The following is a 14,726-nucleotide window of genomic DNA, read 5'->3' on the forward strand; positions in this document are numbered from 1 at the left end:
GAACGAAAGTTCCGATCCAGGAAACGCCCCACGCGGCGTTTCGCCAAACGCCGCGTTCGCGCGGCGCGCAACGGAACGACGCAGCGGCGACATCGCCGGACCCGCGCCCTCGTGGCGCGCAACGGTGCGGCGCAAGCCTCGCGACAGGGAACGTCGCGAACGCGGGCCGCATCGCCTCCCGCCGGCAGCGCGCGGGTTTCGCGATGACGACGCCAGGGGCGTTTCCTACCTATTCTTTTCGTCGGCGCGCGTGCGCGCCGGATCACCGCGCCGTTGCGACGACCGATTCGGTCGCAGCGGCCATCACCACGGATCGGGTCCACCGGAACCACAAGGAGAACACCATGTTCTGGATGAAGAAGGTCGTGGTCGGCGATGCCGAGCGCGTCCTGGTTTACCGCAACCGCCGGATCGAGCGCGTGCTCGGTCCCGGCGTGCATCGACTCAGCAACTGGCAGCACCAGCTCGAAGTGACGGCGCATTCGATCGTCGACGCCCAATACAACGGGCGCGACGCCGATGCGCTGATCGCCGGCCTCGGCGCGCGCCTGGACGAACACTTCGTGCTCGCCAATTTGGGCATGCAGGAGATCGGCCTGGTGCTGCGCAACGGCAGGATCGACGATGTGCTCGCTCCGGGCACCCGCCAGTTGTACTGGAAGGGGCTGGCGCAGATCGAGGTGCGGACCATCGTCCTCGGCGACGGCCTGGCGATCGAGCCGGAAGTCGCCAACCGCTTGCGTCAGCTCGCTTACCTGGACCGCATCGCGGTTGCCGGCGCGGTGCCGACCGAGTCGGCCGGGCTGTTGTTCGTCGACGGCAAGTTCGTGCGCCGTCTCGAGCCGGGCGCCTATGCGTTCTGGAACTTCCGCAAGAACGTCAGCGTCGAGGTGATCGAGCTGCGCATGCAGGCGATGGAAGTGTCGGGCCAGGAGTTGCTGACCCGCGACAAGGTGTCGCTGCGCGTGAACCTGGCGGCGAGCGTGCGCGTGACCGACCCGGTCGCCGCGCGCACCCGCGTCGCCAAGCACGCCGAGCACGTCTATCGCGAGCTGCAGTACGGCCTGCGCAAGGCGGTCTCGTCGAAGACGCTGGACGAACTGCTCGGCGACAAGGCCTCGCTCGACGCCGACATCTTCGCCTACGTGCGCGGCCAGATCGCCGGCATCGGCGTCGAGGTACTTGGAGTCGGCGTCAAGGACGTGATCCTGCCGGGCGAGATGAAGGAGATCCTCAACGGCGTGGTGCAGGCGGAAAAGACCGCGCAAGCCAACGTGATCCGCCGTCGCGAGGAGGCCAACGCCACGCGCAGCCTGCTCAACACCGCGAAGTTGATCGAGGACAGCCCGGTGCTGATGCGGCTCAAGGAGCTCGAGGCGCTGGAGAAGATCACCGAGAAGATCGACAAGTTGACCGTGTTCGGCGGTCTGGAGGGCGTCATGAAGCAATTGGTCAGCCTCAAGGGCCACGGCTGAAGGCAGGACCGGGCGGCATCGCCGTCCGGATTCCGATAGCGCCGGGGCCGCAAGCCCATAACGGACGCCGCTCCCCAGGGAGCGGCCATCTCGTCGTGCCCGCAGGGCGCGACGGACTATCGGATAGAGAATCGCGATGCGTAAGGATATGTACAAAGTGATCGTCGAACGGCCGCGAGGCGGAGGCATGACCTCGTCCCGCACGCGGCCGGCTCGCGATCTCGAAGACGAACCGCTGCACGAGGGCATGAAATACCGCCACGGCAGCCGCAAGTGGCTCAACGAAAACCTGAAACCGCTGCAACGCTACCTGGAACGGCAGCTCGGGCGGCGTTGGGATCTCGTCTACTCGGAATTGTGCGAGCGCGTCGACCGGCGCAACACCGTGCAGCAACACATCCACCAGCACCTGGAGGATTTCGTGGCGACGCGGGTGCATCGGATCGACGGCGAACTGTGGGCGATGCGTCGCTACGGCGGCTTCAAGACCTTGGCCGAGTCCTGGCACGATCTGTACGTGTGTCCGGACAGCGGCTGCCTGATGCGCAACGAAGCGGCGATCCGCGCACGGATCGAGCGGCGTCGCGCGCATGCGCGGGCGGTGCAGCACCGCCGGCAAGGACTGGAGCCGGAGGTGCGCCAGCTCGGGCCGACCGCTCAGCTGCGGCGCATCGACGGGATCTGGTATGCGATCGAGCTGGCACCTGTGCCAGCTTCCTGGCAGCGCCAGCCGCGTCACGGTGCGCACGGCACGGTTCGTACTTTCGCCCACGACCTCGTCACCGGCCAGCCAGCCGGCGATTGCGCGGGCCGGCGCGAGGGCCTTTACGGAGACGCCGGCGTTTACGCACAGCGCAAGCGGCAACTCGGACGCGACGAACTGCTCGAACACGGACTTAGAAACAACGACCTGCCGGACGCGTACGACGCACCTGCCCCACGGCGCTGGCGCCGGATGGGCAAGTACCGCGGACCGATCCGCCCCGGCGGTCGCCACAAGGAACATTGAATGACTACTACATCGAACTACGAACTGCTCCACGCCGACGAAGGCGCGGTGCCGGTGAAGGCCTGGGTCCGCGGCGTCCCCGTCGACGAAGGCGCGAAGCGACAACTACGCAACATCGCCGCCCTGCCCCATGTCGGGCCCTGGGTGGCGGTGATGCCGGACGTGCACCTCGGCAAGGGCGCCACCGTCGGCTCGGTCGTGCCCACCCGCGGCGCGATCATCCCGGCGGCGGTCGGCGTCGACATCGGCTGCGGCATGGCCGCGGTGCGCACCACGCTGCGGGCCAAGGACCTGCCCGACAGCCTGGCCAAGCTGCGTTCGGCGATCGAGCACTGCGTCCCCGTCGGCAACGGCCGCGGCGGCGAGCACCGGCGCCTGCCGGACAGCCATGCCACGCGCCTGGCCAAGTCCGGACTGGCGCAGCGGCTCGACGCCATCCACGCCAAACACCGCAAGCTGCGCACCGACAAACTCGACAAACAGATCGGCACGCTCGGCGGCGGCAACCACTTCATCGAGGTCTGCCTCGACGAAGCCGGCGCGGTGTGGGTGATGCTGCACTCGGGGTCGCGCGGCACCGGCAACTTGATCGGCAGTTACTTCATCGAACTGGCGCGGCTGAAGCTGGAACAGCGCGTGCTCGGCTTCCATCTGCCGGACAAGGACCTGGCCTTCCTGCTCGAAGGCGAGCCTTTGTTCGACGACTACATCGAAGCGGTGTCGTGGGCGCAGGACTACGCCCGCCACAATCGCGAAGCGATGATGGACCGGGTCCTGCACGCGATGCGGATCCAGTTGCCGAAGTTCCAGTTGGAAAAGACCGCGGTCAACTGCCATCACAACTACGTGCAGCGCGAGGAGCACTTCGGCGAGGCGCTGTGGGTGACCCGCAAGGGCGCGGTCAGCGCCCGCGAGGGCGAGCTCGGGATCATCCCCGGCAGCATGGGCGCTCGCAGCTACATCGTGCGCGGCAAAGGCGATGCCGACAGCTTCCACAGTTGCAGCCACGGCGCCGGCCGGGTGATGAGCCGCAGCGAAGCCCGCCGGCAGATCACCTTGAAAGACCACCGCGAGGCCACGGCCCACGTGGAATGCCGCAAGGACGCGGCGGTCATCGACGAGTCGCCGGCGGCTTACAAGCCGATCGAGGCGGTGATGGCTGCGCAGTCCGACCTGGTCGAGGTGGTCCACACCTTGCGCCAGGTGGTCTGCATCAAGGGTTGAAGCGCCTGTTGCGCTTGCGACGCCGCCCCTCGGGGCGGCGTTTTTTTGCCCGTGCGCAGCGATCAAGGACCTCGTCGCCCGGCTCCCGCGTTCAGGGCGAGCCGTACCCGTGGTTCAGCTTTCTCTGCGCCTTTTCCGCATTCGCTGAACACCGTACGCTTGTCTGAACATCCTGTACGCATCTTTGCGACTTTGCTCGCGTTTCGTCTGTGCGCTGGCGACTTTTCCGTGCCCGCGGCGCAGCGAAAACCGATATCGTGCGGATGCAAGGGGAATGCCAACGGACTGAGCTCATGACGCATCGCAATGCCGACCGGCTGCCCTCCTTCCACTCCGACGACGAGTGCGAACCGCCCCCGACAGCCGCGTCCGCGACGGCGCTTTCCCACGAAACCCGCGAACTCGCGATCACCTACGGCCTCGGTGCCCGTCTGCATCACGGCGAACGCCATTGGTTCGACATCCGCGACGATCTGGCCCGCGGCTGGGAACGTCTGTGCGGCCGCAATTGCGTGCCGTGGACCCAGGTCGAAGGCGATGTCGAAGGCGCCTGGCGCCTGGTATTGGCCGACTGACTCGGTCGCAGGCCGCACTCCGCCCCGCCGATAAATTCCCCGCCGGCGCCTCCGTGCGCCGGACGAGTGGGCGATGCACCCACTGAGCCGCGTTGCGTACGCGGATCGGGTCGAGAAAACGATAAGCGCCGATTCGCTCAGGCGCGCACCGGCTGCGGCCGGCGCCACTGCCATTTCAGATTCACGCCGAGCGTGCCGATCACGATCAACACCACGCCGAGGCTTTGCACCGGCACCAGGCTGTGGCCGTAGACCAGATAATCGAGCAGCAGCGCGATCACCGGATAGATGAAGGCCAGCACCGCGATCGTCGCCACCGGCAGGCGCGGATACGAGGTGTAGAACAGCACGTAGCAGACGCCGCTGTGGATCAGGCCCAGGCCGGCGAGCCAGAACCAGTGATCGCCCGGCACCCACACCGCGGAATAGTCCGCAAACGGCGCCAACATGACGATGCCGACCAGGCATTGGATCAACACCACCGCGAACGGCCGCTCGCGGCTGATCCGCCGCGACAGCAACAACGAGGCGCCGCACAGGATCGCCGCGACGAAGGTCAGGCCGACGCCGATCAGATAGCCGCTGCCGGCGCTGTTCCAGAGCTTGAAGGGGTCGGCCGAACACAGCACGCCGACGAAGGCGATCGCGGTCCAGCCCAGATCGGCGCTGCGCGTGCGTTCGCCGTAGAACATCGCCGCCATGCCCATGACTACGAACGGGAAGAAGTGGTAGACCATGGTCGCCACGCCGATCGACGAACGCGCCATGCCGGCGAACAGCGCAACCCAGTTCAGCACCAGCAGCACGCCGCTGAAGATCGCCGAGCGGATCAGCGCGCGCTCGCCGAGCAGGCCGCGGAACAGACCGCGGGCGCCGCCCCAGGCGATCAGGAAAGCGCTGCCGAAGACGCAGCGAAACAGCACCGCGGTGATCGCGTCCTGGCCGCTTTCGTTCACGAACACGCCGACCGAGCCGATCAACAGCTCAGCGATCAACAACTGGATCAGGGCGCTACGCGACTCGCTCGGGCTGACGGCGTTCATGGCGGCAACGGCGGGGGGGGGAAGGACAGCCTAGGCCGACGCTGCCGACCGATACAGATTCAGTTAGGATCGGATTCGACCAGTACAGATCCGGGCTACCGTGCTGTTCCGCCGGCCGAGAACACGGCGATCGCCCCTGCCCCGAGAGAGTCGCCGCATGGCCCAGGACCTGCTCTACGAACGCCTTGCCGACCGCATGCGCCGGCAGATCCAGCGCGGCGTGCTGCGCGCCGGCGAACGCCTGCCCTCGCTGCGCCGGCTCGGCCGCGACCAGCGCATCAGCCTGGCCACCGCGGTCGAGGCTTATCAGCAACTCGAACGCGAAGGACTGATCGAGGCGCGTCCGCGCTCGGGTTATTACGTGCGCTCGGCGCCGATGCAGGCGCCGCGCAGCCCGCGCGCCCGGCATCTGTCGCGCGCGCCGATGCCGGTGCGCAACCCGGCCCTGCTCGGCGTGCTCGACGTGCAGTCGCGCCGCGACCTGGTGCCGCTGCACGCGGCGACGCCGGCCGCGGCTTTCCTGCCGACCGCGGCACTGGCGGCTTCGGTGACGCGGGCGATGCGGCGCGACCCCGGCACCGCGCTCGGCTACACCGTGCCGCAGGGTTTACCGGAGTTGCGCGAGCGCATCGCCCAGCGCTACGGCCAATGCGGCGTCGAGATCGACCCCGACGAAATCGTCGTCACCGCCGGCGCGATGGAAGCGATCAGCCTGACCCTGCGCACGGTGACCCGGCCCGGCGACATCGTCATCCTGGAGACGCCGACCTATCACGGGCTGTTGCAGGCAGTGGCCGCGCAAGGCTTGCGCGTACTCGAAGTGCCCAACCGCCCCGGCCTGGGCATCGACGCCGCGCAGGTGCGCGAACTGCTCGAACGCCACGCCGTGCGCGCCGCTCTGCTGGTGCCCAACTTCAACAACCCGCTCGGCAGCCTGACCGGCGACGCCGACAAGCGCGCGATCGTCGCCGCCTGCGCCGCCCACGGCACGGTGGTGATCGAAGACGACCTGTACGGCGAACTGGCCTACTCCGGCGAACGCCCCTCGCCCTTGCGCCGTTACGACGACGGCGAGCACGTGGTCACCTGCGGCTCGTACTCGAAGATACTCGCGCCGGGACTGCGCGTGGGCTGGATGATCGGAGGCCGCCGCACGCAGGAATTGCTGCGCACCAAGAGTTTCTCCACCGTCGCCACCGCGACCCTGCCGCAAATGGCGCTGATCGAACACTTCGCCCGCCACGACGTCGAACGCGGCTTGCGCCGTTTGCGCCGCGCCCTCGCCGATAACGCCCAGGCGTATCGGCAGGCCTTGCTCGATCACTGGCCCGACGGTACCTGCGTGGCCGAACCGGCCGGCGGCATGACCTTATGGATCGAACTGCCCGCCGACATCGACGGCCAGGCCTTGTTCGAGGCCGCGCTGGAACGCGGCATCGGCACTCTGCCCGGGCATCTGTTCTCGAACCGTGGCGATTACAGCCACCACATGCGCCTGAGTTGCGGGCAACCCTGGGACCGCAAGATCGAGACCGCGTTGCGCACGGTTGGAGAATTAGCGAAGCGACTGCAGGGTTGATGCGACGCAAGATGGTCGGCCCGCGGTCGCGACTCGCGCCCGAAGGAAATCCCTGTGGGACGCCGCTCCTATCCAGAAACTGCGCGGCCAAGGGGTAGGAGCGGCGTAAGCCGCGACCGCGCTGTAGCCGATCGCTGCGCAACAGCATGGTCGGCGCCATTGCCGAAAGGCGACGGCGCGCATTCGCTCCATCGCAAACAAAAAGGCCGCCCGAAGGCGGCCTTTCGCAGCGTCGCCATCCGGCGACGTTTAACCACTCAATCTTCGGCAATCCGATTCATGCCGTCAGCAGGCTAGGCAGAAACTGATCCAACGCCGTCTTCACCTGCTCCACGTCGAGGTCGGGTTGCGAGATCGCCCGCATCGCCAGGCCTTCGATCAGGCACTGCAGAATCAACACGCGCGTATCGACGGCGGCCTTCGGAATGCCGAGGCCGCCGTCCTGGGCGCTGCGCGCGAACCAGGCCGCGAGATCGGAGCGGAACACCCGATCCGAAGCATGGGTGGCGGCGGCGATTTCCTCGTCGCGCGTCGCCTCGGCGGTCAGCTCCAGGAACAAAGCGGCGCTGGTGATGTTGGGGTCGTTGGCCTGCCATTGCTGGAAGACTTCGGCGATGCCCGACACCAAGTCGCTGGTCGCGTGCAGCTTGGCGATATCGGCCCGCGCTTCTTCGAGCTGACGCTCGATGATCGCCAGGATGATGTCGTTCTTGCCTTTGAAATACCGGTAGATCAGGCCGGCGCTCATGCCGGCCGTATCGGCGATATTGGCCATGCTCGCGGCATGGAAGCCATGCACGACGAAACATTTCTGGGCCGCGGTCAGGATGCGCTCGCGCTGAGCCAGCGCGCGCGCCTCGGCCTTGGCGGTGGGCTTGCCCGGGGTGCTCATTGGCTGCGCTCGTTCCAGCCACCTCCAAGGACTTTATAGAGCGTGACGCGATTGGCCTGTTCGGCCCGGCGCGTCGACACCAGGCCCTGTTGCGCGGCATACAGCGTGCGCTGCGCATCGAGCTGGTTGAGGTAGCTGTCGCGGCCGGCCTTGTAACGCGCGGTCGACAACTGGTCGGCGCGGGTCGCCGCTTCGACCAGGGCTTCCTGCGCCTGGCGCTGTTCGGCCAGGGTCGCGGTCAGCGCCAGCGCATCGGCGACGTCGCGGAAACCGGACTGGATCGCCTTTTCGTACTGGGCCAACGCGATGCCCTGGTCGGCCTTCGCCGAACCCAGCCCGGCGCGCAGCTTGCCGCCCTGGAAGATCGGGATGTTGACCACCGGGTTCACCGTCCACATGCGCGTGTTCGAGTCGAACAGACCCGACAGCTCGTTGCTCGAGCTGCCGAGCAGGCCGGTCAGGCTGATCGACGGGAAGAACGCAGCGCGCGCGGCACCGATGTTGGCGTTCGCCGCACGCAGCAGATGCTCGGCCTGTTGCACGTCGGGGCGACGCAGCAGCACCTCCGAAGGCAAGCCGGCCGGCAGGGCGCCGATGCCGGTGGTGCCGTCGGTCAGGCGCTGCGGCAACAGCGCGGCATCGACCGGCTCGCCGACCAGCAGGTTGAGCGCGTTGATGTCCTGCGCGACTTGGCCGGCGTAACGCGCCGCATCGGCGCGCGCGGTCTCGACCTGGGTGCGGGCCTGGCTGACTTCCAGCCCGGACACCGCGCCGAGTTCGCGGCGCTTCTCGGTCAGATCGTAGGCGGCCTGCTGATTCTTCAAGGTCGCTTCCGACACCGACAACAGCTCGCGGTCGGCGGCCAGGGTCAGGTAGGCATTGGCGACTTCGGCGATCAGGCTGAGCTGGGCGCTGCGGCGGTTTTCCTCTTCGGCGAAATAACGCTGCAACGCGGCCTGGCTGAGGCTGCGCACGCGGCCGAACAGGTCGAGCTCGAAGTTGGCGATGCCGACACCGGCGGTGTAGACGTCGCTGACCTGGCGGTTGTCGCCGCCGCTGCGCTGCAACTCGGCGCTGACGCCGACCGCGGGCAGGCGGTCGGCGCGCTGGATGCGGTACTGCGCCCGCGCCTTCTCGACGTTGAGCACGGCCACACGCAGATCGCGGTTGTTGTCGAGGGCGCGGCCGATCAGGTCTTCCAGGTTCTGGTCGACGAAGAAATCGCGCCAGCCGACGTCGGCCACCGCGACGGCCGAAGCCGTCGCGGGGTCGGCCGATGTCGTCGACCCGGCGCCCGCCGGCGCAGCGCCGGCGAACGCCTGGGTGGTCGGCGGCAAGGGCCACTCGCCCGGGATCGCCGCATCGGCGGCGGGCAACTTCGGCGCCAGGCTGACGCAGCCGGTCATGGCGAGCGTCACCGCGAGCGCCAGGGCATGGATGGCGAACTTATTCATGGCTCTGCGCTCCTTCCGCGGCAGGCTGCGAGGGCGCAGGGGTGTCCTTGGCCGCATGTTTCTTCTTTCTCACGAACAGCTTCTCGACCACCACGAAGAACAGCGGCACGAAGAAGATACCCAGGAAGGTGCCCACGACCATGCCGCCGAGCACGCCGGTGCCGATCGCGCGCTGCGCGCCGGAACCCGCGCCGCTCGCCAACGCCAGCGGCAACACGCCGAGACCGAACGCCAACGAGGTCATGATGATCGGGCGCAGACGGTCGCCGACCGCGGCCAGGGTCGCCGCGATCAGGTCCATGCCCTTCTCGAGGTTTTCCTTGGCGAACTCCACGATCAGGATCGCGTTCTTGCTCGACAGGCCCACGGTAGTGAGCATCGCCACCTGGAAGTAAACGTCGCGTTCCATGCCACGCATCCAGGTCGCCAGCACGGTGCCGAGGATGCCCATCGGCGCGATCAGCAGCACCGAGGTCGGGATCGCCCAGCTTTCGTACATCGCGGCCAGACACAGGAACACGATCAGCAACGACAAGGTGTACAGCAGCGGCGTCTGCGCACCGGCCTGGCGTTCCTGGTACGACAGCCCGGTCCATTCCAGACCGATGCCCGCCGGCAGTTGCGCGACCAGCTTCTCGACTTCGGCCATGGCCTCGCCCGAGCTCACGCCCGGCTTGGCTTCGCCGTTGATTTCCAGCGCGGAGACGCCGTTATAGCGCTCCAGACGCGGCGAACCGAACTCCCAACGCGTGGTGGCGAACGCCGAGAACGGCACCATCTCGCCCTTGTCGTTGCGCACGTACCAGCGGTTGAAGTCGGTCGGCGCCATGCGGAACGGCGCATCGGCCTGGATGTAGACGCGCTTGACCCGGCCGCGGTCGACGAAGTCGTCGATGTACTGGCCGCCCCAGGCCGCCTGCAGGGTCGAGTTGATGTCGGCGATGTTCAGGCCCAGGGCCGAAGCCTTCTGGTTGTCGACGTCGACGCGGAACTGCGGCGTGTCTTCCATGCCGTTCGGACGCACGTTCTGCAGCAGCGCGCTTTGACCGGCCGCGCCGAGGAACTGGTTGCGCGCGGCGACCAGCGCATCGTGGCCGAGCGCACCGTTGTCCTTGAGGTAGAACACGAAACCGTTGGAGTTGCCGAGTTCGAACACCGCCGGCGGCGCCAGCGCGAACACGAACGCGTCCTTGATCTGCATGAAGCTGCCCATGGCGCGGCCGACCACGGCGTTGACGCTGTTGTCCGGCATCGGCGTCTTGCCGAAGCTGGTCAGCCAACGCCAGCGGTCGCCCCAGGTGGCTTCGCGCTCTTCCCACGGCTTGAGCTGCGAGAACGCCATACCGGCATTCTGGCCGTTACCGGCGAAGCTGAAGCCCTGCACGGTGAACAGCGAGTCCACGGCCTTGTCGCCGAGGAACTGCTCTTCGACCTTCTTGAGCACTTCGCCGGTACGTTCCTGGGTGGCGCCGACCGGCGCCTGCACGATGGTGAACAAGAAGCCCTGGTCTTCCTGCGGCAGGAACGAGGACGGCAGGCGGAAGAACAACACCGCCATCAAGGCCGCCATCGCCGCGAACACCATCATGAAGCGGCCGGTGCGGGTGACGATGCCGTGCACCGCGCCCTGGTACTTCTTGTTGCCGCGGTCGAACTTGTCGTTAAACCAGCCGAAGAAGCCCTTGTCGGAAGCGTGGTGACCCTTCTCGATCTGCTTGAGCATGGTCGCGCACAGCGCCGGGGTCAGCACGATCGCGACCAGCACCGACAGCGCCATCGCCGAGACGATGGTGACCGAGAACTGGCGATAGATCACGCCCGTCGCGCCGCCGAGGAAGGCCATCGGCACGAACACCGCCGACAGCACCAGGCCGATGCCGACCAGCGCGCCGGTGATCTGGTCCATCGATTTGCGCGTGGCTTCGATGGGCGACAGCCCTTCTTCGCTCATCACACGTTCGACGTTCTCGACCACGACGATGGCGTCGTCGACCAACAGGCCGATCGCCAGCACCACCGCGAACATGGTCAGCATGTTGACCGAATAACCGAACAGCGCGAGCAAGCCGAACGTACCCAGCAACACCACCGGCACCGCGATCGTCGGGATCAGGGTGGCGCGGAAGTTCTGCAGGAACAGGTACATGACCAGGAACACCAGCAGGATCGCTTCGAGCAGGGTCTTGACCACTTCCTCGATCGCCACGCGCACGAACGGCGTGGTGTCGAACGGGGTCACCGCCTTCAGGCCCTGCGGGAACGAGGGCTTGAGCTGCTCGAGTTCGGCCTGGATGGCCTGCGCGGTGGCCAGCGCGTTGGCGCCGGTCGCCAGCGAAATGGCGATACCGGTCGCCGGCTTGCCGTTGAAGCGGGCGATGGTGCTGTAGTCCTCCTGGCCCAGTTCGACCCGGGCCACGTCGGACAGCTTCAACACCGCGCCGCTGCTGTTGGCGCGCACGACGATGTTCTGGAACTGCTCGGCCGTCTGCAGACGGTCCTGCGCGGTGACGGTGGCGTTGAGCTGCTGGCCCTTCACCGACGGCGTGCCGCCGAGCTGGCCGACCGCGACCTGGGCGTTCTGCGCGCGCAGGGCGTTGATGACGTCGGTCGGCGTCAGCTTGTAGGTGTTGAGCTTGTCCGGGTCGAGCCAGATGCGCATCGCGTACTTGGTGCCGAACAGCTGGGTGCTGCCGACGCCGTCGACACGGGCGAGCGGATCGACCAGGTTGGCGGCGACGTAGTCGGCGATGTCGGCGCCGCTCATGCTGCCGTCCTCGGACACGAAGCCGATCACCAGCAGGAACGCCGAGTTCGCCTTCGACACGCTCACGCCCTGCTGCTGCACGATCTGCGGCAGCAACGGCGTGGCCAGCTGCAGCTTGTTCTGCACCTGCACTTGGGCGATGTCGGGGTCGGTACCGCTTTCGAAGGTCAGGGTGACGCCGGACTGGCCGTCGGACGAACTGGTCGCCGACATGTACATCAGGCCGTCGATGCCCTTCATGTTCTGCTCGATGATCTGGGTCACCGAGTTTTCGACGGCCTTAGCCGAGGCACCGGGGTAGGACGCGTTCACCGATACGGTCGGCGGCGCGATGGTGGGGTACTGCGAGATCGGCAGCTGGGTGATCGCAATCGCACCACCGAGCATGATGATGATCGCCAGGACCCAGGCAAAGATCGGGCGATCGATAAAGAACCGTGCCATGAATTTCTCCGATTACTGCTTCGGCGCGGCGGGGGCCGCGGCCGGCTTGGCCGGCGCTGCGCCCTTTTCGGTCGCATCGACCGGCATGCCGGGGCCGATCTTCTGCAGGCCTTCGACGATGACCTTGTCGCCGGCCTTCAGGCCGCCTTCGACCAGCCACTTGTCGCCGATGGCCTGGCTGACCTGGACCTCGCGCGGCTCGACCTGACCCTTGGCGTTGACGACCATCGCGGTCGCCGCGCCCTTGGGATCGCGCGAAATGCCCTGCTGCGGGACGAGCAGCGCGTTCTGGCGCACGCCGGTGCCGACCAAGGCCCGCACGTACATGCCGGGCATCAGGATGTTGTCGGGGTTCGGCACCACTACGCGCAGCAGGAAGCTGCCGGTGCCTTCGTCGACGGTGACTTCCGAGAACGCCAGCTTGCCTTCCAACGGGTACTTGCTGCCGTCTTCGAGCAGGATCGTCACCGGCGTGACTGCCTCGGTCAGGGTGCCGGCGGCGATCTGCTTGCGCAGGGCGAGCAGTTCGGCGCTGGACTGGCTGATGTCGACGTGGACCGGATCGAGCTGCTGCACCACCGCCAGCGGTTCGGCCTGGTTGGCCGTGACCAGCGCGCCCTGCGTCACCGCCGACTTGCCGATGCGACCGTTGATCGGCGAGGTGATGCGCGCACGGCCGAGGATCACGCTGGCGCTCTGCACCGAAGCGCGGCCCGCCGACACGTCGGCCTGGCTCTGCTTGAGCGTGGCGACCGCGGTTTCGTCGTCTTGCTTACTGACCGCGTCGATCTTGACCAAGTCGCTGGAGCGGCGCGCATTGAGCCGCGCCGAGTTCAAGGCTGCTTCGCCGCGCGCCAGGGTGGCGCGCGCGGTTTCGAGATCGGCGGCATAGGTCTTGTCGTCGAGCTGGTACAGCGGCTGCCCGGCGCGGACCAGGCCGCCTTCGGTGAACAGACGCTTCTCGACGATGCCGTTGACCTGCGGCCGGACCTCGGCGATCAGCGAAGCGCTGGTGCGCCCCGGCAGCTCGCGGGTCAGGGTGATGGTCTCGGGCTTTAGGGTCACCACCGTGACCTGGCCCTTCTGGCCGCCGGGACCGCCTGGGCCGCCTTGTTGATCGCCGCCCTTGCCGCAGGCGGCGAGCGCCAAAGCGAGCACGGAGACAGTGAGAATTGCCTTATAGGACATGGACTTGCGCGACGGCATGGGGGAGCCTCAGGACGTTGTGGCGGTCGGACGGACCGCGGCCACTTCAAAGAATGAACGATCATTCTCTTTTCTAAGCCGACCGAGGTCAACCCGCCCCACGCCCGTTCAGGCGGGTTTTCCATGCGTTTTTCGGGCTTCCGGCGCGTTTTTGTGCAAAGCAGCGCCGAAAACGCTCATTCGGCAAGGACGAGCGATCAGGAGGGCTTGGGCTTTCGGCCGAATCGGCAAAGACCGGAGTGCGGGTGGGCCGAAGTTGCCGGGATCGGATGCCGCGGCGCTGGACTGCCGGCGGTGAGCCATCAACTCAATGATCGGTCGAGCGCGTCAGCGCGCTCGCGTCTCGCAAGTAAGACATGCATGACGACGGGATTGATCAACAGGCAGAGCACGAGCAAGCGCATGTCGATCAGCCCGAACAGCGGCGAGGTGTAGGACGCGCCGATCAAGAAAGACCACGACCGACTCGGTTGCTTCCACTGCGGCAGGAATCGTCGTGCTACGAACTTGGCGAGTGCGGCGATGAACATGAAAGGCAGAGCCACGATAGGCGCGAAGAGGATGAACATCATCGGCGACATTTCGGGCTGCCGGACCAGCGCGGGCCATACCTCACAAGGTCCTAATCCACGAGGACAACTGATCCGCGGCCTCAGCGTCACTCTTCGATAGACGCATTACCCAAAGCATCCAGGCGTCTCTCTCGACCTCATCAATAGCTCTCCATGTCGCAGCCAGCCACCTCTTACAATCCATTTGCGCTGAGAAACTCGAATCGGCCCATACATCATCAAAGTCCATCATGATGCATTTCATATAGTAGCTTCTCACAAAGGCATGCGCCTCTTCGAAGCTCAAACTTGGCGATATTCTCGAAGCACCTTTAGCATCCGCAATTAGATCGTATGCAAGTCCTAAAGCGCCTGGCGAATCACTCTCGAAGCAAGCCGCCACAAGGTCTTTCGGTATATCCCCATCGTCACGATTGATTAGCTCATCCAATTGCAAAAATTGCGCCGCACTCATAACACCTCCTCTACTTGCACCCCGACATAGCGCTG

General features: G+C 66.5%; 12 protein-coding genes. 5 read left to right on the forward strand and 7 right to left on the reverse strand.

Translation table 11 applies throughout. The features are described from left to right. The first annotated feature begins 344 nt into the window (after positions 1–344). The 4 genes from ACKN61_RS20895 to ACKN61_RS20910 all read left to right on the forward strand — a co-directional run bounded on the left by ACKN61_RS20895 (position 345) and on the right by ACKN61_RS20910 (position 4,283). Complete coding sequence (locus ACKN61_RS20895) at positions 345–1,475, forward strand: slipin family protein (protein WP_408951055.1); 1,131 nt, start codon at positions 345–347, stop codon at positions 1,473–1,475. A 187-nt stretch (positions 1,476–1,662) separates the two neighbouring features. After that, on the forward strand, positions 1,663–2,484 hold the full coding sequence (locus tag ACKN61_RS20900) for a hypothetical protein (RefSeq protein ID WP_408951056.1): 822 nt from the start codon (positions 1,663–1,665) through the stop codon (positions 2,482–2,484). Continuing rightward, a complete protein-coding gene (locus ACKN61_RS20905) occupies positions 2,485–3,708 on the forward strand; it encodes an RtcB family protein (RefSeq protein ID WP_408951057.1) in 1,224 nt (407 codons plus the stop codon). A 293-nt stretch (positions 3,709–4,001) separates the two neighbouring features. Continuing rightward, positions 4,002–4,283 carry a hypothetical protein gene (locus ACKN61_RS20910; protein WP_408951058.1) on the forward strand — a complete coding sequence of 94 codons (282 nt, stop codon included), beginning with the start codon at positions 4,002–4,004 and terminating at the stop codon, positions 4,281–4,283. A 137-nt stretch (positions 4,284–4,420) separates the two neighbouring features. Here the strand turns inward: ACKN61_RS20910 and ACKN61_RS20915 are convergent, their stop codons facing one another. After that, positions 4,421–5,326 carry a DMT family transporter gene (locus tag ACKN61_RS20915; RefSeq protein WP_408951059.1) on the reverse strand — a complete coding sequence of 302 codons (906 nt, stop codon included), beginning with the start codon at positions 5,324–5,326 and terminating at the stop codon, positions 4,421–4,423. Between the two features lie 157 nt (positions 5,327–5,483). Between ACKN61_RS20915 and ACKN61_RS20920 the strand changes: the two genes are divergently transcribed. Further along, entirely contained in the window at positions 5,484–6,905 is a 1,422-nt protein-coding gene (locus tag ACKN61_RS20920; protein ID WP_408951060.1) for a PLP-dependent aminotransferase family protein, read from the forward strand. Positions 6,906–7,182: 277 nt separating this feature from the next. Here the strand turns inward: ACKN61_RS20920 and ACKN61_RS20925 are convergent, their stop codons facing one another. The 6 genes from ACKN61_RS20925 to ACKN61_RS20950 form a co-directional block, all read right to left on the reverse strand. Continuing rightward, positions 7,183–7,797, reverse strand: a complete 615-nt coding sequence (locus ACKN61_RS20925; protein WP_408951061.1) for a TetR/AcrR family transcriptional regulator — start codon at positions 7,795–7,797, stop codon at positions 7,183–7,185. Continuing rightward, positions 7,794–9,251: an efflux transporter outer membrane subunit gene (locus ACKN61_RS20930; protein WP_408951062.1), complete on the reverse strand. Its 1,458-nt coding sequence runs from the start codon at positions 9,249–9,251 to the stop codon at positions 7,794–7,796. Before ACKN61_RS20930 ends, ACKN61_RS20925 begins: the two co-directional genes overlap by 4 nt. Further along, positions 9,244–12,459 (reverse strand): efflux RND transporter permease subunit, encoded by a 3,216-nt coding sequence (locus ACKN61_RS20935; RefSeq protein WP_408951063.1) that lies wholly within the window; start codon positions 12,457–12,459, stop codon positions 9,244–9,246. Before ACKN61_RS20935 ends, ACKN61_RS20930 begins: the two co-directional genes overlap by 8 nt. Before the next feature lie 12 nt (positions 12,460–12,471). Beyond that, positions 12,472–13,647 carry an efflux RND transporter periplasmic adaptor subunit gene (locus ACKN61_RS20940; protein WP_408951064.1) on the reverse strand — a complete coding sequence of 392 codons (1,176 nt, stop codon included), beginning with the start codon at positions 13,645–13,647 and terminating at the stop codon, positions 12,472–12,474. Positions 13,648–13,967: 320 nt separating this feature from the next. Beyond that, a complete protein-coding gene (locus ACKN61_RS20945) occupies positions 13,968–14,237 on the reverse strand; it encodes a hypothetical protein (protein ID WP_408951065.1) in 270 nt (89 codons plus the stop codon). Between the two features lie 40 nt (positions 14,238–14,277). After that, on the reverse strand, positions 14,278–14,691 hold the full coding sequence (locus tag ACKN61_RS20950; protein WP_408951066.1) for a hypothetical protein: 414 nt from the start codon (positions 14,689–14,691) through the stop codon (positions 14,278–14,280). Positions 14,692–14,726 lie beyond the last annotated feature (35 nt).

The sequence above is a fragment of the Lysobacter sp. Hz25 genome (assembly GCF_046097045.1).
Classification (GTDB): domain Bacteria; phylum Pseudomonadota; class Gammaproteobacteria; order Xanthomonadales; family Xanthomonadaceae; genus Lysobacter; species Lysobacter antibioticus_B.

Excerpts from the sequence above, each read along its gene's own strand:
- ACKN61_RS20895 (WP_408951055.1), top strand. The coding sequence starts at position 345 with ATGTTCTGGATGAAGAAGGTCGTGGTCGGCGATGCCGAGCGCGTCCTG.
- ACKN61_RS20900 (WP_408951056.1), top strand. The coding sequence starts at position 1,663 with ATGACCTCGTCCCGCACGCGGCCGGCTCGCGATCTCGAAGACGAACCG.
- ACKN61_RS20905 (WP_408951057.1), top strand. The coding sequence starts at position 2,485 with ATGACTACTACATCGAACTACGAACTGCTCCACGCCGACGAAGGCGCG.
- ACKN61_RS20910 (WP_408951058.1), top strand. The coding sequence starts at position 4,002 with ATGACGCATCGCAATGCCGACCGGCTGCCCTCCTTCCACTCCGACGAC.
- ACKN61_RS20915 (WP_408951059.1), bottom strand. The coding sequence starts at position 5,326 with ATGAACGCCGTCAGCCCGAGCGAGTCGCGTAGCGCCCTGATCCAGTTG.
- ACKN61_RS20920 (WP_408951060.1), top strand. The coding sequence starts at position 5,484 with ATGGCCCAGGACCTGCTCTACGAACGCCTTGCCGACCGCATGCGCCGG.
- ACKN61_RS20925 (WP_408951061.1), bottom strand. The coding sequence starts at position 7,797 with ATGAGCACCCCGGGCAAGCCCACCGCCAAGGCCGAGGCGCGCGCGCTG.
- ACKN61_RS20930 (WP_408951062.1), bottom strand. The coding sequence starts at position 9,251 with ATGAATAAGTTCGCCATCCATGCCCTGGCGCTCGCGGTGACGCTCGCC.
- ACKN61_RS20935 (WP_408951063.1), bottom strand. The coding sequence starts at position 12,459 with ATGGCACGGTTCTTTATCGATCGCCCGATCTTTGCCTGGGTCCTGGCG.
- ACKN61_RS20940 (WP_408951064.1), bottom strand. The coding sequence starts at position 13,647 with ATGTCCTATAAGGCAATTCTCACTGTCTCCGTGCTCGCTTTGGCGCTC.
- ACKN61_RS20945 (WP_408951065.1), bottom strand. The coding sequence starts at position 14,237 with ATGATGTTCATCCTCTTCGCGCCTATCGTGGCTCTGCCTTTCATGTTC.
- ACKN61_RS20950 (WP_408951066.1), bottom strand. The coding sequence starts at position 14,691 with ATGAGTGCGGCGCAATTTTTGCAATTGGATGAGCTAATCAATCGTGAC.